The organism is Ochrobactrum sp. P6BSIII (assembly GCF_014138065.1).
In the GTDB taxonomy this organism is placed as follows: domain Bacteria; phylum Pseudomonadota; class Alphaproteobacteria; order Rhizobiales; family Rhizobiaceae; genus Brucella.
This window is the reverse complement of the sequence record NZ_JACGXB010000006.1, coordinates 114,107-140,600: the sequence shown is the minus strand read 5'-3', so window position 1 is coordinate 140,600 and position 26,494 is coordinate 114,107. Positions and strand designations below refer to the sequence as shown.

The window sequence follows — 26,494 nt, the reverse complement described above, 5'->3', positions numbered from 1 at the left end:
TTCTCCGCAAGGTCCTGCCAAGAGGAATGGTGGCGGGAAGCAGGACCTTATCCGCCTGAGGGGGACAGGCGGAAGCCGATTTGGATTTCGGTTGCGTCTCGATCCAACAGGGTCTGATCGGTGCTCTAAGTCCTTTTTATAGAAAGCATAATTTTAACGATCTCCGTGTTTTACTCTGGTTCAATTGCGCTTTAGCCCGCATGTTGCGTGGTTTCAAAACAGCGACAGCTGCTTGCCGCCTTTCTGGACGGGTTCGAACAGATCGGTGCGGAGGTGTTTGCGCTGTGTGTTGAAGCCGAGCTTGCGGGCGGCGATCTCGAACCGGCGGCCAATCTGCCAGGCGTAAGGGCCAGTGCCGCGCATCCGTTTGCTCCATTCGGCATCGTAATCCTTGCCGTCCCGCATGGAGCGCACCAGCGACATCACATGCCGGTAGCGGTCAGGATAATTGCGCAGCAGCCAGTCCTTGAAAAGGGGCGCTACTTCCAGCGGCAGGCGCAGCAGCACATAGCCAGCCTCGCGCGCACCTTGCGCATAAGCTGCATCGAGGATGCGTTCGATCTCGTGGTCGTTGATGCCTGGAATAACCGGGCCCATCATCACCGAAGCCGGAATGCCCGCATCGGTCAGCTTGCGGATTGCTTGCAGGCGCTGGCTAGGCGTGGAAGCTCGTGGCTCCATCGTGCGCGCAAGATGAGCATCCAGCGTCGTCACCGAAAGAGCGACCTTGGCGAGACCTTTTTCAGCCATGCGGCTCAATATATCGATATCGCGAACCACAAGGGCTGACTTGGTCACAATGCCGACCGGGTGGTTGGCCGCTTCCAGCACTTCGAGAATTTCGCGCATGATGCGCCATTTCTTTTCGATCGGCTGGTACGGATCGGTATTGGTGCCAATGGCGATGGTTTTCGGCTGATAGCCTGCCTTGGCCAGTTCGCGCTCAAGAAGGCGCGGAGCATCCGGCTTGGCGAACAAACGAGATTCAAAATCGAGACCGGCAGACAGGCCCATATAGCTGTGGGTCGGGCGGGCAAAACAATAGATGCAGCCATGCTCGCAACCGCGATAGGGATTGATCGAACGGTCGAAACTGATGTCAGGTGAATCGTTGCGGGTAATGATCGTGCGCGGCTTTTCCACCTGAACATCGGTGTTGAAAGCAGGCAGTTCCTCAAGCGTTGTCCAGCCATCGTCGAAATCCTGACGCGTGGTCGGCTCGAAACGTCCTGTCGGATTGATGCCCGCGCCACGCCCGCGCCGCCGGCTGTGATCGATGCGCATTCCCGCTTCGCCGACAAGCGCATTGGCGTGCTCCGCACGGCCATTGCCAAATGCGGCTATATCGGCCTGCTTGATGATATCTGCGTGCTGGATCGCTGCCATCTTCATCTCCCTGCGGAGCTTCAAAGCATATCCGCCCAAGCGTCTGACGGCTTGCATGCGGCAATGCTTCTGGTAATTGTCCGACTCTGTCTGATGAATCTATTCCTATCCGAAGAATAAGAACAAAGCAAGAACATACTGCGTTCCACTTTCCGTTCACGCCGTGTTGATATATGAAGCGCCCATGCTGTCTGTGATCATTGAAACACTGAATTCCGAAAAGCCTCTGGCGCATACACTGTCGGCGCTCGTGCCCGCAGTGGTGGAGGGGCTGGTGCGGCGTGTTCTGGTGATCGATGAAGGATCTTCGGACGAAACCGCATTGGTTGCGATTGGCGCGGGATGCTCGTTCAGCGATGGCACCGATATGGAAGCGACTCTCAGCGAAATCCGCACGCCATGGGTTCTGGTTCTCGCTCCGGGCGCCATCCCGCAGGAAGGCTGGGAAGAAGTCGTTCGTCGCCATATGGAAGGCGAAGGCGGTCCGGCACGGTTTACACCTGCCGGAGACGGCAGGTTGGGCGGTCTGAAGGCTGCATTGTTTGGCGGTGGAGCGACGCTTGATGCCGGGCTTCTGGTTCGGCTGGAGACGATCAAGCCGCTGCTTCTCGACGGCATGGCCTTCGCGCAGTTGCCGCGCCAGTTGAAGCCGGTGCGCCTCAAGCATGGCATCTATCCGCCGGAACGGGATTGAAGCTTGAAATAGAAAAAGGCGAAGCCGAAGCTTCGCCTTTTCGTGAGATAGCAGCTTTCGCCGATATCCTGATTAGTTCTGGTAGCTCGAAGGCGAAGCATCGCCAAAGCGATGAGCAGAACCGTCCTGATACGTCGAACCCGTGTTGATCGTGGCGGTTGCGGTGTGATCAACGGTCTGCGAAGCAACCGGCGTGCGGTCGTTTGCATAGAGATCAGCAGGCTCGCCTACATGCGGGTTTTCAGCAAAAGCAGCACCGGCGCTAAGAGCAACGGCAACGGCAGCAAGAGCAAACTTTTTCATTTTCAAATTCCTTTAAAGATCGCCCTTCGGATGGCGCCCGAACCAATCGGGAGCAAGTGAGGGCACCCGGGTGGCTAAGGCACCATCCTTCGGGGAGATAACTGTTGGGAGCCGGGTTTGTGATTGAGGCCCGGCGCGGGCGTCAGCAGCGTTTCTGCGCGACGCCCGTTATGCGGTCAGGCTGGATTAGTTCTGGTAGCTCGAAGGCGAAGCATCGCCGAAACGGTTTGCAGAACCATCCTGATAAGCGGAGCCCGTGTTGATCGTGGCGGTTGCGGTGCGATCAACGGTCTGCGAAGCAACCGGCGTGCGGTCGTTTGCATAAAGATCAGCAGGTTCGCCAACATGTGGGTTTTCAGCAAAAGCAGCGCCAGCGGAAAGAGCAAGGGCAGCGGCAGCAAGAATGAGCTTGTTCATTTTGGTATTCCTTTTGAATTGCCGCGCGAACGACACCCGGTCAATAGGGCCTGTTCGGGGCGTCCCTGGTGGCCTGTATGCCATCCATAGGGGAGGGGAAATTAACGGAGGGCCGGGATTGCTTGGGAGGGTTCCGGCCATGTGGGCGTCAGCGGCATTGCTGCGCGACGCCCATTATGTGGTCAGGCTAACTTAGTTCTCAAAGCTCGAAGGCGAAGCGTCGCCAAAGCGGTTTGCAGAACCATCCTGAGAAACCATGCCCTTGTGAGCAGTGCTGATCGCAGCGGTTGCGGTGCGGTCAACGGTCTGTGCAGCAACCGGGGTGCGGTCGTTTGCATAGAGGTTGTCAGGTTCGCCAACATATGGGTTTTCAGCGAAGGCAGCGCCGGCGCTTAGAGCGAGGGCAGCGGCAGCAAGAACAATCTTTTTCATTTCCTATCTCCTTGGAAACTGGAGCGGCGTTTCTTTTTCGTCGTTCCGATGCACCTGAAATGGGTGACAGTGGGGAAAAGTTCCAGTCACGAAAATGTTTTATTAATCACACATTCGTGCTCGTTAATATTTGGAAACAATTAGAAATAAGAAAAATAATCCATCAAATTCAATAGGTTGATTGATATACCAGCATTCACATGTCCGTTATATGGCATTTTTTGTTCATAAATCGCGAACAGAGTGTACGTGTTTATTGTCCAATCAATGTGAACAGTAGCTAGCTTCTGAATAGGATGTTATCGACTATCGAGGGGGAATGGATTTCTACAAGCGGTCCGCATGCATCGCGTTGCTGAGAATCAGAGTGAATCACGACAGGCGTGATAAGGTTGTCAGTTTCTACGAGGCGGTTGTGCCGGTCGCGATGACAAACCAGTCCGGCTTTTCGGCGCGCATGCGGGCAGCGGCTGTCTGCAAGGCGGCATCGTTGGCGAAGATCGCAAAGCAGGTCGCGCCGGAACCCGACATCTGGGCGTAAAGCGCATCGCTGGCGCGGAGCAAAGCAAGCTTGTCACCGATCTGCGGCGCAAGGCCAAGTGCTGGCGACAGAAGATCGTTGCGGGTGGTGCCAAGATAATGGCAGAGCGCGGCGAGTTCGCTTTGGTCGGGTGGCAACAAGGCAGGATTGTCCCGCTTGTCGAGAGCGCGGAACACGTCGGGCGTGGCAAGCGCTGTGCCGTCATTGACGAGCAGAAGCGGCAGGGCCGGAAGGCCGGTGACAGGGGCGAGGTCTTCACCGATGCCGCGCGCGGTCAGCGGTGTTCCATGCGCCGCACCATGCAGGCACATGGGCAAATCAGCGCCAAGCGCCAGACCGAGTGCTGCCAGCGTGTCGAAGTCGCAATTCAGCCCCCACAGCGTATCGAGGGCAAGCAAGGTTGCCGCCGCATCGCTGGAGCCGCCGCCAATGCCCGATGCAATGGGCAGGTTTTTCTCAAGGTGAATGGCAACGGGCGGCAGATTGCCTCCGGCATGCGCCCGCAACGCATCGCGCGCCTTGATCACCAGATTGCCGCCATCCAGCGGGACAGAAACGGCGAAAGGCCCGCTGACCGTAAACTGGTCTTCCGGAGCGTCAGCAACCGTAATCGTGTCGCCAAAGCGTGCAAAGGCCACCAGCATGTCGAGCAGGTGATAGCCGTCGTCGCGCCGCCCGGTGACGTGCAGTGCGAGGTTGATTTTCGCCGGGGCAAGACGGGTAACAGACCGGCTGGCGGCGGGCCGGGCGCGCAACAGAGTGTCGGTCATCGAGGTTAAGCGGATCAGTCTTTCTTGACGTAATATTCGCCGGTCTTCGGGTCCTGCACCAGCGTGCCATTTGCACGGTTCTTCGCTTCCTTCTCGGCCTGACGGACCCGCTGCGAAACACGAGTAGCCTCGCGCTTGAACGAGCGGTAGCCATACCACGCGGCGATGGCGATCAGCAGCAGAAAAATGAGCTGTGGCATGGCCAAGTCCCTTCGGCTCGCGCATTGGCCCGCAAGGTCTGCCCCGGCTTATGCGCATGATGTGTGTGTGCGGGCGCGCCCTGATTGCGCCCTGTCATTTCTGACATCTTATCATGGGGAAGCCCAATAATTCAAAGGCCATAGCGGCCCCAAAGCGCTTTTTCTTCGGCAACAGAAAGTAAGCCGTCTCCAAGATGGGCGGCAATTTCCGCCGGTTCGATGCCGGATAGTGCCGATGAAAGCGCCATGCCGACGCCGGGAACCTTGCGACCGAGCAGTCCGCGCTGCGGCTGGATCAGCTTCAGTTCGATCTTGTCGCCATAGGTCTTGCGCAGGAAACTGCGCATGTCGCCCAGACCGTCGATGAGGCCGAGCTGCAATGCCTTGGTGCCGGTCCAGAACAGGCCGGTGAAAAGATCGGATTCTTCGGCAAGCTTGCTGCCGCGCCGCTCCTTGACCATGTCGATGAAGGTTTCATGGATTTCGAGCTGTAGCGATTTCAGCCGCTCGATGTCGGCTTTCTTTTCCGGCTGGAACGGATCAAGCGTGACCTTGTTGCTGCCAGCCGTATAGACGCGCCGCTCGACGCCGATTTTCTTCAACAATTCCGGAAAGCCGAACGAAGCCGACACCACGCCAATGGAGCCGACAATCGACGATGGATCGGCGATGATCTCGTCGCCTGCAAGCGCAATCATATAGCCGCCGGATGCAGCCACATCCTCAACGAAGATGAAAACCTTCTTCTGGTGTTCGGATGCAAGATCACGGATGCGACGATAGATGAGGCGCGACTGCACCGGCGAACCGCCGGGTGAATTGAGCGAAATCGCCACCGCAGGCGCATGCTTGTTGCTGAAAGCCTTTTCCAGAACGGCGGCGGTCGATGCCAGCGACAGGGAAGGGCGCAGCGCGGACCCGCCGGTCATGATGGCGCCATGCAGGCGCACAACGGGAATTTCGATTGCGGCATTGCGAAAGCGGCGCGGAACAAGGCGCGTCAATAAACCGGGCAAGGTAAACTCCGAACTGGATCAACTATTGGAAACTAGAGCGCGTTTCGACCTCATTGGATCAGATCGTCGCTCTAATTCTTTGTTTTAACGCGCATCTTTCCGAAAACCGTTTCACACTTTTCGGGATGCGCCCTAATGTAGTAAGCAATCTTGGAAACACAAAGAAAACTGTCCGAAAATTTACATCTTCGGACAGTTTGAAATTGAGTTCGATCAGCTTTTCGCGGGTCTGGCCACAATCCGCAACAGCCCGTATCCGAATATGGCGGAAAGGGCGGAACCGGCCAGAACGCCGATTTTCGTTTCGGTCTGCATGAGATCGGACGGGAAGGACAAAAGCCCGATGAAGATGCTCATGGTGAAACCGATGCCGCACAGAATGGCAACGCCGTAAAGCTGTGCCCAGCTCGCGCCCATCGGCTTTTGCGCAAGGCCGCTCTTGATGGCGAGCCAAGCCGCGCCGAACACGCCAAGCTGCTTGCCGACGAAAAGACCGAGCAAAATGCCGAGCGTCAGCGTGTCGCCGAACACGGAACCATCAAGGCCGCTAAAGGAAATGCCTGCATTGGCAAAGCCGAAAATCGGCACGACGATGAAGGCGACCGGCTTTGCCAGCGCATGTTCGAGTATATGCAGGGGCGAACTCATGTCGTCCGGCTTGCCGGGCGCGGCCTTCAGCGGGATCATCAGCGCGGTCACGACACCGGCCACGGTGGCATGAACGCCGGAATTGAGCACAAAGAACCAGAGAATCGCGCCGCCGATCAGATACGGCAGAAGCTTCATCACGCCCATACGGTTCATCGCGAACAAGGCAATAGCGGTTACAAAAGCCCCGCCCAGATAGGGCATGGAGATTTCCGCCGTGTAGAAGATGGCGATGATGACGACGGCGGCGAGATCGTCGAGAATGGCGAGCGTCGCCAGAAAGACCTTGAGGCTGGACGGCACGCGCGAGCCAAGCAGCGACAGGACGCCAAGCGCGAAGGCGATATCGGTTGCGGAAGGCACTGCCCAGCCGCGCAGCTTTTCGGGGTCATTGAAATTCAGCGCCGCGAATATGAGCGCAGGCAGGATCACGCCGCCTGCCGCGGCAATGCCCGGCAGCATACGGTTTGGCCAGCTGGCAAGCTGGCCGTCGATGAATTCGCGTTTGATTTCCAGCCCGACGAGCAGGAAAAACACCGCCATCAGGCCGTCATTGATCCAGTGCGCAAGGCTCAGCGGGCCAATATAGACGTGAAGAGCGTCGAAATAGGTTTGTGAAAGAGGTGAATTGGCTACGATGAGCGCAAGCGCTGCCGCTGCCATCAGCACAAGGCCGCCGGCAACCTCGCTATCCAGAAAGCGTCGCATGATTGATACGGGGCGAGCGGAATTTGGACTGTGGTTCATCGGTCTCCTTAAAGAAACGTTCAGGTGATTTGTGGCGCATCCACTTCGTAGAGCACAAGGTTGCGGTCCGTGATGCCGAGTGTCGGCCATGTCGAACGCCAGTCGGCAATGTGCCCGGAGGCAAAATGTTTGTCCAGCGAAGCCCGATCCAACCATAGTTCTTTTACATGGATAAGGCCGGGGTCGAGAATATCGGCGGAATAGGCATATTCGATGCAACCGGCCTCGGCGCGGCTGGCCTCGATCATGCGTTGCATGGCAGGGCGCGCTTCATTCAAATTCGCAGCAGGCAGCCGAACGGTTCCGACGATAAGCAGCACGGGTTTATTCTCCGGGGATCAAAAAAGCGCGGTCTGGCCATTATTGATGGCATCTGCGCGGGGCGTAAAACCGTTTCCGCTGTCGCCATGCAGGATAAGCGGCGGCATAAACGACAGGCCGGCGCGACTGCCACGGGTTCCTGTGACGACGATACGGATTGCCGCCGCATCGCCACGCGGATGCACGGGCACGATATGCAAACCGCCGAAACGTCTGGCAAGCGATTCCAGAATGGGCGCGATGGAGCCCGGCCGTGCGATGATGGCAATGCCACCGCCCGGCCTGACGATGGCCGCTGCCGTGCGCACCCATTGCTCGAACATGCCGTCCGGCATCACATGCGCTTCCGCTTTGAGCGGGTCGGGCGTGCGCCGGTCCGCCGCTTCGTTGAAGGGCGGGTTCATGATAGCGAAATCGAAGCTGTTATCGGCAAGGCCTGCCGCAATGCGGGCTTTTCCGGCCAGCGCCACATCGGCTTCCACAATCGAGACGCGGTCGGTGAGCGCCTTGTTGAGCGGATGGGCGATGGTCTTTCTGGCAAAGCCGACCATCAGGCCGGATCGTTCTACAAGCGTGATCCGGCTTGCCGGACACCGGGCCGCAACCGCAAGACCGGCAGCCCCAGCGCCGCTGCCGAGATCGGCAAGCCGCCCGGCAAAACCGCCCGGCACCGCGCTTGCGAGGATCATCGCATCGACGCCGGAGCGATGACCTTTCATTGCCGGTTGTACGAGATGAAACGCGCCGCGATGAAAGACATCGAGCGTTTCTTCAATCTCGTTTTCGGCAGCCAGGCTCATTTATCGCGCAGTTCGTGTTCAATCTCGGCATCGATCAGGATTTGCCGTGCTTCGTCCAGCTGATCTTCGCTGACCAGAAGGCGGCGCGGCAGAACGCCCAGTGATCCCTCGATAATGCTCATATTGGTATCGGCGATGAAATAAGCTATTCCCGCCTCCTTCATCAAGGCTTCGGCGAAAGACAGCAGGACGGAATCGTTGGTACGGATGAGTTCGATCATTTGCACACTGTGTAGCCAATGCACCGCATTGACAACTGCTTCCGTCAATGTTGAACAGGCTGTGAAGGCACGGAATGCGTCTTGAGCATTCCGCCGCGCTTAAATATGGTGGCGGCCCCATCAAGGAGTAATGGCATTGGGTGTGGTTCTGAATCTCGACGACAAGAAAAAGCAGACAGGATCGGTGCAGCCGCTTGTCGACCTGACGAAGGCCGATATGGCGCGTGTGAACGAAATGATCCTGTCACGTGCCGGATCCGACGTCGAAATGATTCCCGAAGTCGCCAATCATCTGATCTCGTCGGGCGGCAAACGCCTGCGTCCGATGATGACGCTCGCCGCTGCTCGCATGTTCGGTTACGATGGCGATGGTCATGTGCGTCTCGCAACCGCTGTCGAATTCATGCACACGGCAACGCTGCTGCATGATGATGTGGTGGACGAAAGCGATCTGCGTCGCGGCAAAAGCACGGCCCGCATGATCTGGGGCAACCAGGCCAGCGTTCTCGTTGGCGACTTCCTGCTCGGTCAGGCTTTCAAGATGATGGTCGATGTCGGTTCGCTCGATGCGCTCGACGTGCTGGCGACGTCCGCTTCGGTGATTGCCGAAGGCGAGGTCATGCAGCTTGCCGCCGCCAAGAACATGGAAACCACCGAAAACGAATATCTGGCGGTCATCAAGGCCAAGACGGCGGCACTCTTCTCGGCTGCTGCGGAAGTCGGCCCGATCATCGCCGGTGTGCAGCGCTCGGATCGCGCAGCTTTGCGCGATTACGGCCTCAATCTCGGTCTTGCTTTCCAGCTGGTTGACGATGCGCTGGATTATGGTGGTTCGGCTGCCGATCTTGGCAAGAACACGGGCGACGATTTCCGCGAAGGCAAGATCACGCTTCCCGTCATTTTGAGCTACCGTCGTGGCACCGATGAGGAACGCGCTTTCTGGAAGCACGCCATCGAAGACGGCGCGAGCGACGACGCATCGCTGCAAAAGGCCATTGGCCTGATGACCAAGCATGGCGCGATTGCCGACACGGTGCAGCGCGCACGTCATTTCGGCGAGATTGCCCGCGACGCTCTGGCACCGCTCAAGGCAACGCCGGAAAAGGATGCGCTGATCGAAGTCATCGATTTCTGCATCAGCCGCGTGAACTGAGTTTCCGGACGTCTTTCGCGTTTTTTGGATATTTTCCAACAGGGATCGATCAAGAAAAGCTTGCCATCACAGATGCTTTTCTTGCCCCCTCATCCCAAAAAGGCCATGCTTGGCGTGCCTGTTCCGTTAAGGTCAGAGCGCGGTGCGTTGGAGGCAATCGGCGATTCGTTGCTGATTCCGCATATGGGAATTTGAGAAGAGGATAGGGCTTCATGCGGCATGGAATGAAACACGGCCCGCTTTATGGTTTGCTTCTTTCGCTTCTGGCGGGAATTGCAATGCCTGCCAGCGGAGCAATGGCCAAGACGGCTGCCGATCCCGCTCCCGTCGCTACGCCTGCTGTTCGGGCCGGTTCCTTTGCAGGCGCCTATCTGGCGGGCCGCACCGCCGAAGCCGACAATAATCTCTCCACAGCCGCCGATTTCTATCGTCAGGCCATGGCCTTCGATCCGGGTAACAGTCAGGTCAAGCAGGACCTGCTTCTGGTCCTGTTGACGGAAGGTCGTTTCAAGGACGCGCTGCCGCTGGCGTCCGAATTGCAGAATGTGCCGGATATCGAGCGCTTCTCCCGTGTCGCCCTTGCCATCGACGCCATTTCCAAAAAGCAGTATCGCAAGGTCGGTCCGCTTCTGATGTTGTCCATGCAGTCCGATATGGACCGGCTTGCGACCGGCTTCATGAATGCGTGGGTCAAGGTCGGGCAGGGCAATCCCAAGCAGGCGCTGGCCGATATCAAGAAGATGGAAGGCCCCGAATGGTATGGCCTGTTCCGCACCTATAATTCCGCTTTGATCGCCGATCAGGCCGGGATGAAGAAGGAAGCGGGCGATTTCTACCAGCAGGCGCTTGATGATCGTCCCGGCGGCAGCGCTGCGCCCGACACCTATGAACGCATCATCATGGCTTATGCCTCGTTCAAGCTGCGTCAGGGTGACAAAGATGGCGCAATCCAGCTTCTGAAGGATGGCGAGGAGCTTTTGAACGGTCGCATGACCCTGACCGAACTACGCGAGCAGATCGAGGCAGGGCGGAAAATCGACCGTCTGATCGAGACGCCGCAGCAGGGCGCGGGTGAAGTGCTCTATACGCTCGGCACCGCAATCAATCGTAGCGGCGCGGAGGCTTTTGCCAAGCTTTATCTGCAGCTCTCGCTGCCGCTGCGTCCGGGCAATGACGCCACCTTGTTCCAGCTGGGCGATATTTCGGCAAAGCTGCGCCGTCCGGAAGCGGCGGTTGAATATTATGCGGAAGTGCCGGAAACCTCGCCCTATCGCCGCGATGCCGAAATGCAGCGTGCGCTGAACCTTGCCGATAACGACAAGTCTGCCGAGGCCATCGAGCAGTTGAAGATATTGCTGGGCCGCGACAAGACCGACATCCGCACCTATCTGGCGTTGGGCGGTGTTTACGCGCAGGACAAGAATTTCGCGGAAGCCGCCAAGATTTATGATGGCGCCGTCGAACAGATCAAGACGCCGGAACGCAAGGACTGGCCGGTCTTCTACCAGCGCGGCATCGCCTATGAGCGCCTGAAGCAGTGGGACAAGGCGGAGCCGAGCTTCAACAAGGCGCTGGAGCTTTATCCTGATCAGCCGCAGGTGCTGAACTATCTCGGTTATTCCTGGGTCGACATGGGCATCCATCTCGATCGTGCGCTCGATATGATCAAGAAGGCTGTCGAGCTGCGTCCGCAGGATGGTTACATCGTCGATTCGCTGGGCTGGGCCTATTACAAGCTCGGCCGTTACGATGAAGCGGTGGTGGAACTGGAAAAGGCCGTGAAGCTGCGCCCGGAAGACCCGACCATCAACGATCACATGGGTGATGCCTATTGGCGCGTTGGCCGTCAGCTAGAGGCGACGTTCCAGTGGCACCATGCGATTGCGGGCAAGCCGGAGCCGGAAGATCTCGTCAAGATCGAGGAAAAGCTGAAGAAAGGCCTGCCTGACGTTCCGGGACAGTCTTCCGCCGATGCGACAAAGCCCGGTGAGAAGAAGCCGGATCAGCCGAAGCCGGAAGAACCGAAGCAGGACACGCCTGCCGTCGCGCCTGCGCCAGCTGCGCCCGCACCGGAAAAGCCGAAGACGGATTGAGCATTACCGGTTTTTCCTGCTCGCAGGTGCTCATACTTTACTGAACGTAGAATGGATACGCCCTGGAGTTTCGGGGCGATCTCTGATTGTTTCCGTAAACGTTACCATTCGAAAAAGTCGCGCATTTTGGTGGTTAGCGCTTTCGTTACGGGGCTCGCAAATCCGAGAACATTCGGTGCGCTGGGAGTATATTGTCTCCAAAGGCTCGGGTCTGCTTTCCATGGAGGCGTGGCGCGTTTCCCTTGATGCCAGAACTGAACCAAATTTCGTACATGTCGATCATGCCGGTTGCGATAGAGCCAGCGGAGCTCTGATGCGGTCGTGTCGAATTCATCAAGTTCGATGCCGTGAGCTGGCGGATATGCGACAGTCGCCTTTTTGACTACTTTTCTCATGTCGATTCCATCAAGGAGAAAATGAACTCGAGTATCGGTCTTTTTCGCCCAATACAGTCCAGCTTTCCCTTTGCGCTCCATGTGGGTCGCTACATCTTCATGAGTTTGGGAATTTTCGTGGTCGATGGGTGATGGATCGTCTAATATAGATTTGTATTTTTTGTGTGATTCCGTAAACGCAAAGAATTCACTCTGCCTTTCAGGTAGTCTTATGGGACTTCCTTTTAGTATCTCTAAATCAGATTTTGTGCTGGCGTAGTGACGCATCGTACTTGAAACACAAGGAAGCTCCGCTTCAGAAAAATGTTGATAGTTCACAGCGTAGTATGAGCATGTCTGGGGAGAGCCAAATATAAGATCACCTTCACCGAAGGCTCTGTATTGGGTTTTGGGAAAGGGCATAGAATGGCGTCTCGTCGATCAAAATTTACAATGAAAATTGCAATGTATTTTATAGCTGATTGAGATATTCGGTAGCTGATACTAATGCGAATTTTCAGGCGTTGAGGAACAAACCAGAACATCAATCTCACTGGTTGATCCGGTCGCCTGCCATTCAGCGATCAAATGTCATGCTTGACCCTGCGGTGCTGACAAATTAGACCGGGCCATCATTTCAATAACGAGGCCCAGCCCGGTGTCTAATTCGTCCAGCATGTTGCCAGCACATATGCATCCCACCCGTTCCTTTCAGGGCCTGATCCTGACGCTCCATCACTATTGGGCGGAACATGGTTGCGCTATTTTGCAGCCTTACGACATGGAAGTGGGTGCGGGTACGTTCCATCCGGCAACGACGCTGCGTTCGCTCGGGCCGAAGCCGTGGAAAGCTGCCTATGTGCAGCCGTCGCGCCGTCCCAAGGATGGTCGTTATGGCGAAAACCCTAACCGGCTACAGCATTATTACCAGTATCAGGTCATCATCAAGCCGTCGCCGCCGAACCTTCAGGATCTCTATCTCGGTTCGCTGAAGGCCATCGGTCTTGATCCGACGCTGCACGATGTGCGCTTCGTGGAAGACGACTGGGAAAGCCCGACGCTCGGCGCTTGGGGTCTTGGCTGGGAATGCTGGTGCGATGGCATGGAAGTGTCGCAGTTCACCTATTTCCAGCAGGTCTGCGGCATTGAATGCTCGCCGGTTGCCGGTGAGCTGACCTATGGTCTCGAGCGCCTCGCCATGTATGTGCAGGGCGTGGACAATGTCTATGACCTCAATTTCAACGGTCTCGAAGGCGACGAAAAGCTCACCTATGGCGAAGTGTTCCTGCAGGCTGAGCAGGAATATTCCCGCTACAATTTCGAGATGGCCGATACCGAAATCCTGCATCGCCACTTCATCGATGCAGAGCGCGAATGCGAAGCCATTTTGAAGGCTGGCAGCACGGGCGAGGGTTCGCTGCACAAATGCGTGCTCCCGGCCTATGACCAGTGCATCAAGGCATCCCACGTCTTCAACCTGATGGATGCGCGCGGCGTGATCTCGGTTACCGAGCGCCAGAGCTACATCCTGCGCGTCCGCAATCTCGCGCGTCAGTGCGGCGAGGCATTCCTTCTGACGGATGCCGGTGGTTTCAATTTCAAGCGTGAGGGCGAGTAATGCCTGACTTACTTCTCGAACTCTTCTCCGAGGAAATCCCGGCCCGCATGCAGCGCAAGGCTGCCGGCGATCTGAAAAAGATGATCACCGATGGTCTGGTCGAAGCCGGTCTCACCTATGAAGCCGCGACCGCTTACTGGACGCCGCGTCGTCTGACGCTCGACATTCGCGGCCTGACCGTGCGTTCCAAGGACGTGCATGAAGACATCAAGGGTCCGTCGGTTACTGCACCGGAACAGGCCATTCAGGGCTTTCTGCGCAAGGCCGGTCTCACCGATGTCGCGCAGGCGCATGTGCATTCTGATCCGAAGAAGGGCGATTTCTATGTTGCCCATCTGACCAAGCCGGGCCGCCCGGCGGAAGAGATCGTCGCCGAACTCGTGCCGCAGACGATCCGCAATTTCCCGTGGCCGAAATCCATGCGCTGGGGCGCAGCTTCGGCGAAGCCGGGTGCATTGCGCTGGGTGCGTCCGCTGCAATCGATCCTGTGCACCTTCGGCCCTGAAACCGAAGAAACCGTGGTTATCGATTTCGACGTTGACGGCATCAAGTCCGGCAATCTCACCTATGGTCATCGTTTCCTGAGCGATGGTCAGGCGATCAAGGTGCGCCGCTTCGACGATTATGTCGAAAAGCTGGAAAAGGCTTTTGTGGTGCTCGATGCTGAACGCCGCAAGGAAATGATCTCGCAGGACGCGCATAATCTTGCCTTCGCGTCGGGTCTCGAACTGGTCGAGGACGAGGGGCTTCTGGAAGAAGTGTCCGGTCTGGTCGAATGGCCGGTCGTGCTGATGGGCGAGTTCGAGGAAGAGTTTCTGGCGATCCCGCCGGAAGTCATCCGCCTCACCATCCGCGCCAACCAGAAGTGTTTTGTCACCCGCAAGCAGGGCGAAGCCGAAGCGCTGTCCAACCGATTCATTCTGGTGTCGAACATTGCTGCCCGCGATGGCGGCACGGAAATCGCTTACGGTAACGGCAAGGTCGTGCGTGCACGTCTGTCGGATGCGCTCTATTTCTGGCACACCGATCAGCATGATTTGCCCGATCTCGACAAGTTGGCCGCCTCGGCGGAAAGATTCGGCCTCGATCTGAAGAAGCCGCTCGACCAGCGCATGGCGCGGTTGGACGGCCTGAATGTGACCTTCCATGCGAAGCTGGGCACGCAAGGCGCGCGCGTTGAGCGTATCCGCGAACTGGCTGCACAGATCGCCCCGCTGGTCGGCGCTGATCCGAAGCTAGCCGCACGTGCTGCCGTTCTCGCCAAGGCCGATCTCCAGACCGAAGTTGTGGGTGAATTCCCTGAACTTCAGGGCGCGATGGGCCGCAAATATGCGGTGCTTCAGGGCGAAGACGATGCTGTCGCCGCAGCGCTTGAAGAACATTACAAGCCGCAAGGTCCGTCCGATGTCGTGCCGAAGGAGCCGGTATCGGTTGCCGTCGCGCTGGCCGACAAGCTGGATACGCTGGTCGGTTTCTGGGCTATCGATGAAAAGCCGACGGGTTCGAAGGACCCATACGCACTGCGTCGCGCAGCCCTTGGCGTGATCCGGTTGCTGCTGTCGCAGGACTGGAAATTCCCGCTGCTGCCGCTGTTCCGTTCGGCCTTTGCTGCGCTGAAAGAAGGCGTGGTCCAACGCAAGCTGCGTGAATTCGAAGCCAGGCTCGCTGGCGAAAAATCCGGCGATGTCGATGGCGAACAGGATATCGACAATGCGTTGCGCAACTATGAGGTGGAGGTTCGTGCCGAAGCCGACCGCAGTGCAGAGCCGGTGCTGGCCGATCTTTTGTCCTTCCTTCACGACCGTTTCAAGGTGCATCTGAAGGAAGAGGGCGCACGTTACGACGCCATTGACGCCGTGCTGACGCCGGAAGCCGACAATCTGCTTCTGGTCGCACGCCGTCTGGAAGCGCTGATCGTCTTCATCAATGAGGAAGACGGCAAGAACCTGCTGGCAGGCACCAAACGCGCCGCCAATATTCTGGCAGCCGAAGAGAAGAAGGGCACCAAGGTCGCCACCAGCGTCGATGCCGCACTTCTCAAGGTGGACGAGGAAAAGGCTTTGTTCGAAGCGGTTACGCTTGCATCAAGCGAGACCGAAGCGGCAATCGCCCGCGAAGATTTTTCGGGTGCTATGCTGGCGCTCGCCAAGCTGCGCGGCCCGGTCGATACGTTCTTCGAAAAAGTGCTGGTCAATGATGAGGACGAAAATGTCCGCGCCAATCGTCTGGCTCTGCTCGACCTGATCCGCACAGCCACCGGTAAGGTTGCGGATTTCTCCAAGATCGCAGGCTGATAGCAAGCGCATAGGAATAGAAATGGCGCCATTACGGCGCCATTTTCGTTTGTGGGTTACTGAAGGCTTGGCCGAAGTGCCAGCGAACTCAGGTCGACTTCCCCGGATGCGCCAGCCCATGGTTCGCCGACGACACGTACCGGCTTGGCGGGATCGAAGTCCGGCATCTTCTGTTCGGTCGGGCTTGCAGCGGGCGTTGCGGCAGGCTGTTCCTGCGCGTCTTCCGGCAGAGGCTTGCCCTGCATGCGCGCCATATAGGCACGGGCACGCTTGCGCCGCGCTTCGATTTCCTTCAGCGCTTCGGCTTCAGCCTCTTGCCGTTGGTTGCACGTGCCGCAGACAGGCAGCCCGTTGGCCCCCATCCGGTCATAGCCGATATAGTCGATGGAACCGACCTCATAGGTCGTTCGCGCAGGTTCCGCCCCGTTGGCAGAGGCCACAACAGGCAGTCCGGCGATAGTCAGCGAAATGGCGATAAATCGCGATAACATTATTCACCTCAAGCATGAATAATATCATCCTGCCCTAAAAAAGCTAACAAAACGCAATTTTCCGGGCCGCGTTGCCATAAATGTGCACGCGGCGGATCGCCTGTTTGCTTGCGCGCGGCTTCGCGCTTGTGTAGGCAGAAGGCGCTCATATCTATGCGTGCATCTTGTCCGAAAACCGCTTTGCACTTTTCGGGATGCACTCAACTTGGACGCCCGAGAGGCGGAAAACCAGTGTCAGATGTAATGAAATTCGATGATGAGGCAGTTCAGCGCGCGGTGGAAATCCTGCGGCGCGGCGGCCTTGTCGCCATTCCCACCGAAACCGTCTACGGCCTTGCTGCCGATGCCTCCCATGGTGAAGGCGTTGCGGGAATTTTCGCCGCCAAGGGTCGCCCGCAATTCAATCCGCTGATTGCCCATGTCAGCGGCATCGCCATGGCAGAGCGCTACGTCACCTTCGATCCGCTGTCGCGCAAGCTTGCGGAACTGTTCTGGCCCGGTCCGCTGACCATCGTGCTCCCGCTGAAAGACCATCAGGAGACAGATCGTCCGATCCATCCACTTGTGACGGCGGGACTGTCAACGCTTGCCATCCGCATGCCGCATGGCCGCGTGCAGGAGGTTATCACGGCACTGGACAGCCCGGTGGCGGCGCCGAGCGCCAACACGTCCGGACGTATCAGCCCCACCAGTGCTGAAGCGGTCGCGGGCGATCTTGGCGACAGAATAGACCTGATCCTCGATGCGGGTCCATGCGGGGTTGGTGTGGAATCGACCATCGTAAAGGTCGAGGCGGACACTGTGCGTCTGTTGCGCCCCGGCGGGCTTGCGGCGGAAGAGATCGAAGCCGCGATTGGCAAAACCCTGCTGCGCACCGAACAGACCGAGGCCATTCAGGCGCATATCATCGCGCCGGGTATGATGGCCTCGCATTATGCGCCGGATGCGTCGATGCGGCTTGCGGTCGGCAATGTGCAACCGGGCGAAGCGCTGCTGGCTTTCGGGCCGTCACGTGTAGCCGGAGCCGAGACGGCAAAGGCCGTGCTGAACCTCAGTGCGGATGGCAATCTGCGCGAGGCGGCCAGCAATCTTTTCGATTTCATGCGCAAGCTCGACGCCACCGGCGTCAGCACCATTGCCGTTGAACCCATTCCTTTTGACGGTCTCGGCGAGGCCATCAATGACCGTCTGAAACGCGCCGCCGCGCCGCGCTAGATTTCAAGGGACCAATATGGACACCGGATTGATCGAACGTTTTGCCGCTATTGTGGGTGAGAAGAACGCGCTCACCGCGCCGGAAGACATTGCGCCTTATCTGATCGAGCAACGCGATCTTTATAAAGGCAATTCACCGCTGGTGCTGCGTCCGGGTTCGACGCAGGAAGTCGCGGCGATCATGAAGCTTGCCAGCGAAACGAAAACGCCGGTCGTGCCGCAGGGCGGCAATACGGGCCTCGTCGGCGCGCAGACGCCGGATGAGAGCGGCACGACGGTTGTGCTGGCCCTTGGCCGCATGAACAAGATCCGCGCGCTCGATACGGTCGGCAATCTGGTGACCGTCGAGGCAGGCGTTGTCCTGAAAAATCTTCAGGACGCGACCGAGAAGGCGGGGCGTCTTTTCCCGCTGTCGCTGGGCGCGGAAGGTTCTTGCCAGATCGGCGGCAATCTTGGTTCCAATGCAGGCGGCACCGCAGTGCTCGCCTATGGCAATATGCGCGAGCTATGCCTCGGCCTCGAAGTGGTTTTGCCAACCGGCGAAATTCTGGACGACCTTCGCTATGTGAAGAAAGACAATACCGGCTACGACCTGAAAGACCTGTTCGTGGGTTCCGAAGGCACGCTCGGCGTCATCACGGCGGCTGTGCTGAAAATCTTCCCGCAGCCAAAGGGCAAGGGCGTGGCCTATGCCGGAATGCGCAGCCCGGAAGATGCGTTGCGCCTGTTCCAGCTTGCGACCGAACATACAGGTCCGTCACTGACCGGGTTTGAGCTGATGCCGCGTGTCGGGGTCGAGTTCACCGTGCGCCATGTCGATGGCGCGCGCGATCCGCTGGAAAGCCCGCATGACTGGTATGTGCTGATCGATATTTCCTCCACGCGCTCGGAAGAAGATGCGCGCACCACGCTGGAAACCATTCTGCACGAAGCCTTCGAAGCGGATATTCTTCAGGATGCGGCGATTGCAGAAAGTGTCGCGCAGGCGCAGTCCTTCTGGAAAATGCGCGAGGAAATGTCCTGGGCGCAAAAGCCGGAGGGCGGCTCGATCAAGCACGATATTTCAGTGCCGGTTTCATCCATCCCGGCCTTTATCCGCGAAGCCAATGCCGCGACGCTGGAAATGATCCCCGGCGCACGCATTGTCTGCTTCGGCCATATTGGCGATGGCAACCTGCATTATAACGTGTCGCAGCCGGTTGGCGCCGACAAGCAGGAATTCCTCTCCCATTGGGGCGCGCTCAATCATCGTATCCACACAATTGTTGCAAGTTACAGGGGATCGATTTCCGCCGAGCATGGCATCGGTCGTCTGAAGCGCGATGAGCTTGCGCATTTCAAGCAGCCTTTCGCGCTCGATCTGATGCGCCGTATCAAGGCGGCCTTCGATCCGGCGGGGATTATGAACCCCGGCAAGACGCTGTAAAACAAACAGAATTGCAATTTGCATGACGGGCGGTTTCTCCGCCCGTTTTGCTATCGGTAAACGCATATTAGGAAGAATTTCTGAATTCTTACACCTGGTTGCATTCTGATAACCAAAGGAAAAAGCAGGGAAAAGTTAACCCAACTCCTTAAGGCCGTCGGTAACAAACGCGGTCTATTCTCCATCTCAACGAGGGCAGAAAGCCCAATCAAAGAGAAGCTGGAATAACCGGCTCTCGAAAGAGACAGAGAGACAGAGGCGTTGACAATGATGAGCAAGGGACTGAAGCCAGACTGGGCAGGCCGTGAACTGCGGCTCGATCCGTTTCACTTTCCGCAGGTGGTGAGCTACGCATCGCATGACGGCAATACCGACGTCACCTTCACCATCAACGAGCGTGGCGCGGTCATCCGGCAGGTTCTGCCGTCGAGCGGCCTGCCCATGTCGATTGCACTGCCGATCCATGCGTTTGTCGGTGTTGTGGCTCGTGCTGTCGAAGACGAGTATGGCGAAATCACCGTCACGCTGGAACTGATGCATCAGGACCCGCAGCTTTCCGTGCCGCTTCTGGTGGCGCATGATCTGACCGATGTTGCCGCCGACTGGCGCGCCTGGGCGGCTGCGTTCAACCTGCCGATGATGCTGGTGGAAGAAGACGGCGTTGCCCGTCCGCTTTACGAAAGCACCGGCCCGGTTCGCACCGGCCAGCCGCAGGCTCGCCGTCAGGGACATGAAACACGCCGTCGCCGCCCGCGCTTCCTCGCACGCCGCAAGGCTGGCACGCTGGGCGTCCGTCTGGTGATCGAAGGCAAGGAAATCATCGCTCGCAATTGAGCTGACTAGAGGCGGTGCATTACCCGGACGGTTCACATTCTCGTGTGATCACGATCTTGACCCATTCTGCCGCTAGCTTTGAGAAACTGCTTCTTTGGAAGCTAAATTAATTGGCTGACCTCCAGACAAAGCCACCCGGATGGGTTTCCCCATCCGGGTTCTTTTTTATCGATCAGAGCCGGGATTTATTTCTTGCGGCTGAGAAAGGCCATGATGGCCTCACGCGCTTCGCTGGAGGTCAGGCGTTCGCCAAAAAGCTTCGCTTCCCGCGCAATGCGATCTGCAATGTTTTCAGCCGGCAAGCGCATCAGTGAGCGGGCGATCTGCATGGCTTCCGGTGGCTTGGCGGCGATTTCTTCCGCAGCCTTCAGCACTTCCGTTTCCAGCTCGCCGCTTTCCACGATTTTATAGACGATACCCGCTTCAAGGGCGGCTTCCGCACTGAAACCATGGCCGAGCGCCAGAAGGGCAAAGGCCTTCTGATGCCCCATCAGCGGTGGCGCGAGCAGACTGGAACCGGCTTCCGGTACCAGACCGAGATCGACGAATGGCGTGCGGAACAATGCATGCGACGTTGCAAATGTCAGGTCGCAATGAAAATGGATCGTTGTGCCGACGCCAATTGCGAGGCCGTCAACGCCTGACACGACCGGCTTTTTGGCGCTCGACAGGGCGTAGAGAAAATCCAGAATGTCCTTGCCCATATCGCCGCCGCCTGCGGCCGCAGCCATGAAGTCCTGCATGTCGTTGCCGGATGAAAACGCGCCCGGCACGCCAAGGAAAACATGGACGCGCACTGCATCATCGGCATCGCCATCCTTCAGCGCTTTGGCCATGGTGGCATACATGGCGCGGGTAATGGCGTTTTTCTTGTCGGCCCGGTTCAGCCGGATAATCTGCACCGCATCGCGACGTTCAACGAGAATATGTTCGCTCACGCTCAAGCCTCCAGCGCGGATTTGGCGGCAGCAAGGCTGGCTGCGCCGGTGATGACGGTGTCTTTCAGCGACGATACTTCGGCCAGCATGTTCTCGGCGAAGAAACGGCAGAGAACAGCGCGCCCATTATCGTCGCCCGCAAGCGCCGCGCGGGCCAGATAAGCGCCGCCGGAAACGAGCGACAGCAGACGTTGGTAAGGCGTTGCACCGGCAAGCGCTGCCTCTGCGCCACCTTCGGCGACGGTCTTTTGCAGCCAGTCGGTTGCTTCGCGTGCTTCGGTCAATGCCTTTGCAAGACGTGCGCCGGTTTCGCCCAGTTCCGGGCGATTGGATGCGGTGGCCTTATCGGCGTCCTGCTGCAATTCATCGAGGAAGCCCTTGATATGCTCGCCATTGCCGAGCGGCAGCTTGCGCATCACCAGATCGATGGCCTGAATGCCGTTGGTGCCTTCGTAAATCGGCGTGATGCGGGCATCGCGCAACAACTGCGCTGCGCCGGTTTCCTCGATGAAGCCCATGCCGCCATGGATCTGCACGCCAAGCGACGCGACATCGACACCGACATCCGTCGAGAAACTTTTGGCCAGCGGCGTGAGCAGACCGGCGCGGTCGCCCCAATGTTGCTTGTCTGCGCCCTCGGTCACATGGCTCATGTCGATCGCATGGGCGCAAGCATAGGTGATGGAGCGGGCGGCCTGCGTCAGCGCTTTCATGGTCAAAAGCATGCGCTGCACATCGGGATGCTCGATGATCGGGCTCATGCCGTTCTTCGGGTCAGCACCGATGGCGCGGCCCTGTTTGCGCTCTTTCGCGTAATTAAGCGCCTGCTGATAGGCCGCTTCAGCCACGCCGACGCCCTGAATGCCGACCAGCAGGCGGGCATTGTTCATCATGGTGAACATGCAGGCGAGGCCGCGATTTTCTTCGCCAATCAGATAGCCGACCGCGCCCTGTTCCTCGCCCTTCACGAAGCCGTCGCCATAGATCATGGTGCAGGTCGGTGAGGCGTGAATGCCCAGCTTGTGCTCAAGACCGGAACAGAACAAATCATTGCGGCGACCGAGTGAACCATCCTCATTGACGAGGAATTTCGGCACGAGAAACAGCGAAATGCCCTTGGTGCCCACAGGCGCATCGGGCAGGCGGGCCAGCACCAGATGCACGATATTGTCGGTCAGGTCATGCTCGCCATAGGTGATGAAGATTTTCTGGCCGAAAATGCGATAGGTGCCGTCATTGCTGCGTTCGGCGCGGCTACGCAACGCGCCAAGGTCGGAGCCGGCCTGCGGCTCGGTCAGGTTCATCGTGCCCATCCACTCGCCGGAAATGAGCTTTTCGAGATAGATATCCTTCAATTCCTTGGAGGCGTGCTTTTCCAGCGCTTCGACAGCACCCATGGTCAGCGTCGGCGCAATGGCGAATGCAAGCGTGCCGGAATTCCACATTTCGCTGACGGCGACCGACATCATGGTCGGCAGGCCCTGACCGCCATAATCCGGCGTGCCGGTCAGCGAGTTCCAGCCGCCTGCGATCCAGTCGCGGTAAAGGTCTTTCCAGCCGGGGGCGGTGGTGACGACACCGTCCTTGACGGTAGCGCCGTGACGGTCGCCGGAAATGCGCAGAGGCTCGACGCGCTCGGCTGCAAATCTTCCGGCTTCTTCGAGAATGGCTTCGGCCAGATCGGCGGAAAATTCGGGAAAGCGGTTGTCTTCCAGCGCTTTCTCAAGCCCCGCAACCTTCATCAGCGTATGGGAAATTTCAGAAACCGGCGCGCGATACATCTTTCCTCCACATCGTGCTCATCGAGGCTCCTCCTCGGAAACCCCGGCCTCCGATCTGCCAGCAGGCAGAGGGAGTATCAGTCTTCTTCATGACAAGAGCTACCGGCTTATTACGTAAACGTCAATATTTTCCAGTGCTTTTATATTGCTTTGGCGCGGGCAAGAAGCAGGGCGCGTTCGCGCGCATTGCTCGTCAGTTCGGCTGCCCGGCGAAATTCTGCACTGGCTTCCGCACTTCGCCCAAGCTTTTCCAGAAGATCGCCGCGCACGGTCGGCAGCAGATGCGAGTCTTTCAGGCGCGGCTCATCGGCAAGCGCATCGACAATGGCCAATCCCTGCATGGGGCCAAAAGCCATGCCGACAGCCACAGCGCGGTTCACTTCGACAATGGGTGAGGGCGCGACGAGAGCCAGCGCCTGATAATAGGCGGCAATGGCGATCCAGTCGGTCTCGGCGGCAGTCGCGGCGCGGGCATGGCAGGATGCGATCATCGCCTGAAGCTGATAGGCGCCGGGCGTCGGGGTGAGGGCCATGGCGCAGTTCAGTCCGTCGAGGCCGCGCCTAATCTGCGACCAGTCCCAGCGGCTGCGATCCTCATCCAGCAGCAGGATCGGGTTTCCGGCCTTGTCGGTGCGGGCGGCAAAGCGCGATGCCTGCAATTCCATAAGGGCGGCAAGGCCGTGGACTTCGGGCTCGTTTGGCATCAATGCTGCAAGCGAGCGCCCGAGGCGCAGGGCTTCATGGCAAAGATCGGCACGCAGCCAGTGCGCGCCTTCGCTTGCCACATAACCCTCGTTGAAAATGAGATAGACCACCTCCAGCACGGCGGCGAGACGCTGCTGCCGCTCGTCGCCCTGCGGCGGTTCGAAAGCGGCTGCCGTTTCGCGCAAGGTCCGTTTGGCGCGCACGATGCGTTGCGCCACGGTGGCTTCTGGCACGAGAAAGGCACGTGCCACTTCCGGCGTCGACAGGCCACCCAAGAGCCGCAAGGCCAGCGCCACACGCTGTTCGGCGGGCAGCGCGGGATGGCAGGCTGTAAAGATCAGCCGCAATAGGTCGTCGTCAATGTCTTCATCAAGCTTGGCTTCGATATTGGGATCGGCCTGTTCCAGTTCCGTGAGGTCGATTGCCAGTTCGCGATGCTTGCTGTCGATCAGCGTGGTGCGACGCAGCCGGTCGAGCGCACGGTTCTTCGCCACCTGCATCAGCCAGGCGGCGGGGTTGCGCGGTATGCCGTCCTGTCGCCAGCGTTCCAGAGCCAGCACAAAGGCATCCTGCGCGATCTCTTCGGCAAGGCCGATATCGCGCAGCATACGCGCCAGTCTGGCGGTGAGCCTTGTCTGCTCGATCCGCCAGACCGCTTCTATGGTGGCGTCTGTCGTCACCCCTTGAGATCGCCGAATCCTTCGGCGGCCTTTTGCACATCTTCGGGAAAGTCGCTCATTTCCTGAACGCGACGGACTTCAATAATGTCGTTTTCCGAGGCCGGGCAGCGGCGCGCCCATTCGATGGCTTCATCGCGGGAACGCACGTCGATCATCCAGTAGCCGCCGAGCACTTCCTTGACTTCGGCAAAGGGGCCGTCAACGACGCTGGGCTTGCCGCCCTTAAAGCTGACACGCGCGCCGGTCGCGGGCGGGTGCAGACCATCCAGCGTCAGCAGAACGCCAGCCTTTTTCAGCTCTTCATTATACTTCATCATGGCTTCCACCGCTTCCGCGCTGGGCATGGCGTCGGGTGCTGCCGTCGCATAGCCGCCGGGTATCATCAACATCATGAAACGCATTGGTCTTCCTCCTGAAGCGCAGCCCGTAAAATGTGAAACGGTTTTCGGACAGGATGCGCGTAAAACAAAGTTCTGAAGCGGTTCCGGCGATGTCGTCAAAACGCGAGCCGCTTCGACCGTTTCGGCTATACGACGAATGGTGAATGGCTAAATCGACAGGCTTGTAGAAAAAATTTCAAGTTATTTTGCGACATGAAGAGGTGTCCGTATCAAAAGGCCGTGCGGGCCGCACCAATAGGCGCAGAACAAGGCCTGCCGATTGCCGCGCTTAACTGAATCTTTGCTGCATTGTATTAGAATTTCCAAATGTTTGAGGGTGTTTTGCATATGACGCTTGTTCCGTTTTTTCTGACAGCCAATCTGACGGCGGCTTGCGTCTTCGTTCTGATATTCGCCTTTGTTTCCATCCAGGAAAAGAACTACGCCGCGCCGCGCTGGTTCACCATCGCGTCCATTTGTGCTGCACTTGGCGCGATTGTCAGCTACTGGATTCCAATTGCTGCCAATCCACGCCTGCCGAGCTTCATTTCCTTCGCATTGGTGATGTCGGTGTTTTTCGCGACCATTGTCGGCTTGCAGAATACCTATCGGCAGAAGACAGACTGGCGGCTGCTCGGCATATTTTTTCTCGCGGCCATTGTCTGCAATCTGCTGATCTTTGACCTGCCGAAGACGTCGCTCCCCTATCGCATGCTCTATCAGCTGCCGCTTTGCCTCGCGCAATTGATGATGATCCGTGTCATTCACCAATCCGGCATGCCGCGTGTGGTGGACAAGCTGCTGATGGCGCTGGCAGTTTTGAGCTGCATTCATTATTTCGCCCGCGTCTTCCTTGTCGGCTGGCCCGGCACTGACACGCGGACGCAGGACCAGTCGGACAGTTTGCATGTGATCGTGTCGCTGTCGGTGGGTGTTTTCGTGCAGGTGGCGCGGGGCCTGCTGCTGCTCTTGAGCACGGTTTCGCACATGGTGGGCGAGGCGAGCGAGCAGTCGGAAGTCGATCCGTTGTCAGAGATTTATAACCGGCGCGGCTTTGACCGCCATGTCTCACGTGTGCTGGCGCGCAAGGGCGACCGCATTCGTTACTCGGTGATCATGAGCGATCTGGATTTCTTCAAGCGCGTCAATGACACTTATGGTCATGACGGCGGTGACCGTGTGATTGCTGCCTTTGGCAAGCTTCTGAAAAACCATCTGCCCAAGACGGCGGTCGCGGCACGCATGGGCGGCGAGGAGTTTGTCGTCTTCATCCCCGATGCGGAACTGGCGTCGGCGCAGGCACTGGCGCAAAATCTGCGTGAAACGCTGAGTGGTCTGCGCTTTGAGGGCAAGGCAGAGGACTGGGGGCCAACGGCCAGTTTCGGCGTGGCGGAACAGATAGAACAAGAGAGCCTCTACGAGACCATGCGCCGTGCTGACGGCGCGCTCTATCAGGCGAAGAAAGCCGGACGCAACCGCGTCCATACCGCATAAAAATCCGCAACCGCGTCCATACGGCATAGGAATCCGCAACCGTGTCCATACGGCGTAGACGTTCGCAATCGGGCTGATAACGATCAGCTCCGTTGAACGGGGCGGCTGCCCATATCCTCGTAGAAGCGCAGCAGATAGCCATCGGGATCGGCCACGACGAATTGTCGGTTCCCGGCCTCCATGTCGCCGTTACGATACCACTTTTCTTCGAGAGGCAGGAAAAGCGGAATATTGGCAGCCTTCAGGGAAGCAAGGATAGGGTCGATTGCCGAGACGCGGATCTGGACATTCAGCCCGCGTCCGAACGGATACTCAGTTGGCAGATACTGCCCACCGAATGTACGTCCCTGATCGATCTGATCAATCATCAGCTCTGCACCGTCCCGCTCGAGATAGGCAAAACCTTCCTCAGACCTCTGATAGCGGCAGCTAAAGCCCAGTATGTCGCAGTAGAAGCTCAAGCTGGTTTGCCAATCGGTGACCGCAAATTCCGGGACAAGTGCGTTGGACATATCTGTCGCA

General features: G+C 58.2%; 27 protein-coding genes. 9 read left to right on the top strand and 18 right to left on the bottom strand.

Features of this window, described 5'->3' with window-relative positions; genetic code table 11:
* Positions 1-213: 213 nt before the first annotated feature.
* Entirely contained in the window at positions 214-1,386 is a 1,173-nt protein-coding gene (locus tag FHW00_RS10435) for a PA0069 family radical SAM protein (RefSeq protein WP_078338001.1), read from the bottom strand.
* Positions 1,387-1,570: 184 nt separating this feature from the next.
* Between FHW00_RS10435 and FHW00_RS10430 the strand changes: the two genes are divergently transcribed.
* Positions 1,571-2,080 (top strand): glycosyl transferase, encoded by a 510-nt coding sequence (locus FHW00_RS10430; protein WP_078338002.1) that lies wholly within the window; start codon positions 1,571-1,573, stop codon positions 2,078-2,080.
* A 72-nt stretch (positions 2,081-2,152) separates the two neighbouring features.
* Here the strand turns inward: FHW00_RS10430 and FHW00_RS10425 are convergent, their stop codons facing one another.
* The 10 genes from FHW00_RS10425 to FHW00_RS10380 all read right to left on the bottom strand — a co-directional run bounded on the left by FHW00_RS10425 (position 2,153) and on the right by FHW00_RS10380 (position 8,496).
* On the bottom strand, positions 2,153-2,383 hold the full coding sequence (locus tag FHW00_RS10425; RefSeq protein WP_078338003.1) for a hypothetical protein: 231 nt from the start codon (positions 2,381-2,383) through the stop codon (positions 2,153-2,155).
* A 186-nt stretch (positions 2,384-2,569) separates the two neighbouring features.
* Complete coding sequence (locus tag FHW00_RS10420) at positions 2,570-2,800, bottom strand: hypothetical protein (protein ID WP_078338004.1); 231 nt, start codon at positions 2,798-2,800, stop codon at positions 2,570-2,572.
* Positions 2,801-2,992: 192 nt separating this feature from the next.
* Positions 2,993-3,232, bottom strand: a complete 240-nt coding sequence (locus FHW00_RS10415; RefSeq protein ID WP_078338005.1) for a hypothetical protein — start codon at positions 3,230-3,232, stop codon at positions 2,993-2,995.
* Between the two features lie 402 nt (positions 3,233-3,634).
* Positions 3,635-4,528, bottom strand: coding sequence for a 4-(cytidine 5'-diphospho)-2-C-methyl-D-erythritol kinase (locus FHW00_RS10410; protein ID WP_445557901.1), 894 nt, complete (start codon positions 4,526-4,528; stop codon positions 3,635-3,637).
* Between the two features lie 29 nt (positions 4,529-4,557).
* Positions 4,558-4,743, bottom strand: coding sequence for a hypothetical protein (locus FHW00_RS10405; protein ID WP_078338007.1), 186 nt, complete (start codon positions 4,741-4,743; stop codon positions 4,558-4,560).
* Positions 4,744-4,874: 131 nt separating this feature from the next.
* A complete protein-coding gene (locus FHW00_RS10400; RefSeq protein WP_182514653.1) occupies positions 4,875-5,759 on the bottom strand; it encodes a S49 family peptidase in 885 nt (294 codons plus the stop codon).
* Between the two features lie 213 nt (positions 5,760-5,972).
* On the bottom strand, positions 5,973-7,154 hold the full coding sequence (nhaA, locus tag FHW00_RS10395) for a Na+/H+ antiporter NhaA (RefSeq protein ID WP_182514652.1): 1,182 nt from the start codon (positions 7,152-7,154) through the stop codon (positions 5,973-5,975).
* 20 nt (positions 7,155-7,174) lie between these two features.
* The gene (locus FHW00_RS10390) at positions 7,175-7,474 is read right to left on the bottom strand and encodes a putative quinol monooxygenase (protein ID WP_078338008.1); all 300 of its coding nucleotides are present in this window, start codon (positions 7,472-7,474) and stop codon (positions 7,175-7,177) included.
* 18 nt (positions 7,475-7,492) lie between these two features.
* Positions 7,493-8,275: a tRNA1(Val) (adenine(37)-N6)-methyltransferase gene (locus FHW00_RS10385; RefSeq protein ID WP_078338009.1), complete on the bottom strand. Its 783-nt coding sequence runs from the start codon at positions 8,273-8,275 to the stop codon at positions 7,493-7,495.
* A complete protein-coding gene (locus FHW00_RS10380; protein WP_078338010.1) occupies positions 8,272-8,496 on the bottom strand; it encodes a putative signal transducing protein in 225 nt (74 codons plus the stop codon). Before FHW00_RS10380 ends, FHW00_RS10385 begins: the two co-directional genes overlap by 4 nt.
* Before the next feature lie 136 nt (positions 8,497-8,632).
* On the opposite strand from FHW00_RS10380, the gene FHW00_RS10375 reads away from it, so the two are divergent.
* Together FHW00_RS10375 and FHW00_RS10370 are read left to right on the top strand one after the other, a co-directional pair.
* On the top strand, positions 8,633-9,649 hold the full coding sequence (locus tag FHW00_RS10375; protein ID WP_078338121.1) for a polyprenyl synthetase family protein: 1,017 nt from the start codon (positions 8,633-8,635) through the stop codon (positions 9,647-9,649).
* A 212-nt stretch (positions 9,650-9,861) separates the two neighbouring features.
* Positions 9,862-11,742, top strand: coding sequence for a tetratricopeptide repeat protein (locus tag FHW00_RS10370; RefSeq protein WP_078338011.1), 1,881 nt, complete (start codon positions 9,862-9,864; stop codon positions 11,740-11,742).
* A 101-nt stretch (positions 11,743-11,843) separates the two neighbouring features.
* Here FHW00_RS10370 and FHW00_RS10365 read toward each other — a convergent pair whose 3' ends face one another.
* Complete coding sequence (locus FHW00_RS10365) at positions 11,844-12,539, bottom strand: hypothetical protein (protein WP_139364358.1); 696 nt, start codon at positions 12,537-12,539, stop codon at positions 11,844-11,846.
* Positions 12,540-12,807: 268 nt separating this feature from the next.
* Here FHW00_RS10365 and FHW00_RS10360 point away from each other — a divergent pair, with 268 nt between their 5' ends.
* Positions 12,808-13,734, top strand: a complete 927-nt coding sequence (locus tag FHW00_RS10360; protein ID WP_078338013.1) for a glycine--tRNA ligase subunit alpha — start codon at positions 12,808-12,810, stop codon at positions 13,732-13,734.
* The gene (gene glyS / locus FHW00_RS10355) at positions 13,734-16,028 is read left to right on the top strand and encodes a glycine--tRNA ligase subunit beta (protein ID WP_078338014.1); all 2,295 of its coding nucleotides are present in this window, start codon (positions 13,734-13,736) and stop codon (positions 16,026-16,028) included. The genes FHW00_RS10360 and glyS overlap by 1 nt, the downstream gene beginning before the upstream one ends.
* A 56-nt stretch (positions 16,029-16,084) precedes the next feature.
* On the opposite strand, the gene FHW00_RS10350 is transcribed toward glyS, so the two are convergent.
* Complete coding sequence (locus FHW00_RS10350) at positions 16,085-16,519, bottom strand: hypothetical protein (protein ID WP_078338015.1); 435 nt, start codon at positions 16,517-16,519, stop codon at positions 16,085-16,087.
* 243 nt (positions 16,520-16,762) lie between these two features.
* Here FHW00_RS10350 and FHW00_RS10345 point away from each other — a divergent pair, with 243 nt between their 5' ends.
* From FHW00_RS10345 to FHW00_RS10335, 3 genes are all read left to right on the top strand, one after another.
* Positions 16,763-17,734, top strand: a complete 972-nt coding sequence (locus tag FHW00_RS10345; protein WP_210276509.1) for an L-threonylcarbamoyladenylate synthase — start codon at positions 16,763-16,765, stop codon at positions 17,732-17,734.
* Between the two features lie 16 nt (positions 17,735-17,750).
* Positions 17,751-19,160, top strand: a complete 1,410-nt coding sequence (locus FHW00_RS10340; RefSeq protein ID WP_078338017.1) for an FAD-binding oxidoreductase — start codon at positions 17,751-17,753, stop codon at positions 19,158-19,160.
* A 267-nt stretch (positions 19,161-19,427) separates the two neighbouring features.
* A complete protein-coding gene (locus FHW00_RS10335; protein ID WP_078338019.1) occupies positions 19,428-19,994 on the top strand; it encodes a DUF6101 family protein in 567 nt (188 codons plus the stop codon).
* Positions 19,995-20,179: 185 nt separating this feature from the next.
* Here FHW00_RS10335 and FHW00_RS10330 read toward each other — a convergent pair whose 3' ends face one another.
* From FHW00_RS10330 to FHW00_RS10315, 4 genes are all read right to left on the bottom strand, one after another.
* On the bottom strand, positions 20,180-20,932 hold the full coding sequence (locus FHW00_RS10330; protein WP_078338020.1) for a crotonase/enoyl-CoA hydratase family protein: 753 nt from the start codon (positions 20,930-20,932) through the stop codon (positions 20,180-20,182).
* A 2-nt stretch (positions 20,933-20,934) separates the two neighbouring features.
* Positions 20,935-22,713 (bottom strand): acyl-CoA dehydrogenase, encoded by a 1,779-nt coding sequence (locus tag FHW00_RS10325; protein WP_078338021.1) that lies wholly within the window; start codon positions 22,711-22,713, stop codon positions 20,935-20,937.
* A 140-nt stretch (positions 22,714-22,853) separates the two neighbouring features.
* Entirely contained in the window at positions 22,854-24,098 is a 1,245-nt protein-coding gene (locus FHW00_RS10320; RefSeq protein WP_182514651.1) for an RNA polymerase sigma factor, read from the bottom strand.
* Positions 24,095-24,499: a YciI family protein gene (locus tag FHW00_RS10315; RefSeq protein WP_078338022.1), complete on the bottom strand. Its 405-nt coding sequence runs from the start codon at positions 24,497-24,499 to the stop codon at positions 24,095-24,097. Before FHW00_RS10315 ends, FHW00_RS10320 begins: the two co-directional genes overlap by 4 nt.
* A gap of 327 nt (positions 24,500-24,826) precedes the next feature.
* Here FHW00_RS10315 and FHW00_RS10310 point away from each other — a divergent pair, with 327 nt between their 5' ends.
* On the top strand, positions 24,827-25,972 hold the full coding sequence (locus FHW00_RS10310) for a GGDEF domain-containing protein (RefSeq protein ID WP_078338122.1): 1,146 nt from the start codon (positions 24,827-24,829) through the stop codon (positions 25,970-25,972).
* Between the two features lie 83 nt (positions 25,973-26,055).
* Here FHW00_RS10310 and FHW00_RS10305 read toward each other — a convergent pair whose 3' ends face one another.
* Positions 26,056-26,484: a bleomycin resistance protein gene (locus FHW00_RS10305; protein ID WP_078338023.1), complete on the bottom strand. Its 429-nt coding sequence runs from the start codon at positions 26,482-26,484 to the stop codon at positions 26,056-26,058.
* Positions 26,485-26,494 lie beyond the last annotated feature (10 nt).

Coding starts and splice junctions, on each gene's coding strand:
- nhaA (WP_182514652.1), bottom strand. CDS start 7,154: ATGAACCACAGTCCAAATTCCGCTCGCCCCGTATCAATCATGCGACGC.
- FHW00_RS10340 (WP_078338017.1), top strand. CDS start 17,751: ATGGACACCGGATTGATCGAACGTTTTGCCGCTATTGTGGGTGAGAAG.
- FHW00_RS10350 (WP_078338015.1), bottom strand. CDS start 16,519: ATGTTATCGCGATTTATCGCCATTTCGCTGACTATCGCCGGACTGCCT.
- FHW00_RS10425 (WP_078338003.1), bottom strand. CDS start 2,383: ATGAAAAAGTTTGCTCTTGCTGCCGTTGCCGTTGCTCTTAGCGCCGGT.
- FHW00_RS10310 (WP_078338122.1), top strand. CDS start 24,827: ATGACGCTTGTTCCGTTTTTTCTGACAGCCAATCTGACGGCGGCTTGC.
- FHW00_RS10365 (WP_139364358.1), bottom strand. CDS start 12,539: ATGCCCTTTCCCAAAACCCAATACAGAGCCTTCGGTGAAGGTGATCTT.
- FHW00_RS10405 (WP_078338007.1), bottom strand. CDS start 4,743: ATGCCACAGCTCATTTTTCTGCTGCTGATCGCCATCGCCGCGTGGTAT.
- FHW00_RS10370 (WP_078338011.1), top strand. CDS start 9,862: ATGCGGCATGGAATGAAACACGGCCCGCTTTATGGTTTGCTTCTTTCG.
- FHW00_RS10435 (WP_078338001.1), bottom strand. CDS start 1,386: ATGGCAGCGATCCAGCACGCAGATATCATCAAGCAGGCCGATATAGCC.
- FHW00_RS10380 (WP_078338010.1), bottom strand. CDS start 8,496: ATGATCGAACTCATCCGTACCAACGATTCCGTCCTGCTGTCTTTCGCC.
- FHW00_RS10325 (WP_078338021.1), bottom strand. CDS start 22,713: ATGTATCGCGCGCCGGTTTCTGAAATTTCCCATACGCTGATGAAGGTT.
- FHW00_RS10385 (WP_078338009.1), bottom strand. CDS start 8,275: ATGAGCCTGGCTGCCGAAAACGAGATTGAAGAAACGCTCGATGTCTTT.
- FHW00_RS10415 (WP_078338005.1), bottom strand. CDS start 3,232: ATGAAAAAGATTGTTCTTGCTGCCGCTGCCCTCGCTCTAAGCGCCGGC.
- glyS (WP_078338014.1), top strand. CDS start 13,734: ATGCCTGACTTACTTCTCGAACTCTTCTCCGAGGAAATCCCGGCCCGC.
- FHW00_RS10305 (WP_078338023.1), bottom strand. CDS start 26,484: ATGTCCAACGCACTTGTCCCGGAATTTGCGGTCACCGATTGGCAAACC.
- FHW00_RS10420 (WP_078338004.1), bottom strand. CDS start 2,800: ATGAACAAGCTCATTCTTGCTGCCGCTGCCCTTGCTCTTTCCGCTGGC.
- FHW00_RS10335 (WP_078338019.1), top strand. CDS start 19,428: ATGATGAGCAAGGGACTGAAGCCAGACTGGGCAGGCCGTGAACTGCGG.
- FHW00_RS10430 (WP_078338002.1), top strand. CDS start 1,571: ATGCTGTCTGTGATCATTGAAACACTGAATTCCGAAAAGCCTCTGGCG.
- FHW00_RS10315 (WP_078338022.1), bottom strand. CDS start 24,499: ATGCGTTTCATGATGTTGATGATACCCGGCGGCTATGCGACGGCAGCA.
- FHW00_RS10360 (WP_078338013.1), top strand. CDS start 12,808: ATGCATCCCACCCGTTCCTTTCAGGGCCTGATCCTGACGCTCCATCAC.
- FHW00_RS10345 (WP_210276509.1), top strand. CDS start 16,763: ATGAAATTCGATGATGAGGCAGTTCAGCGCGCGGTGGAAATCCTGCGG.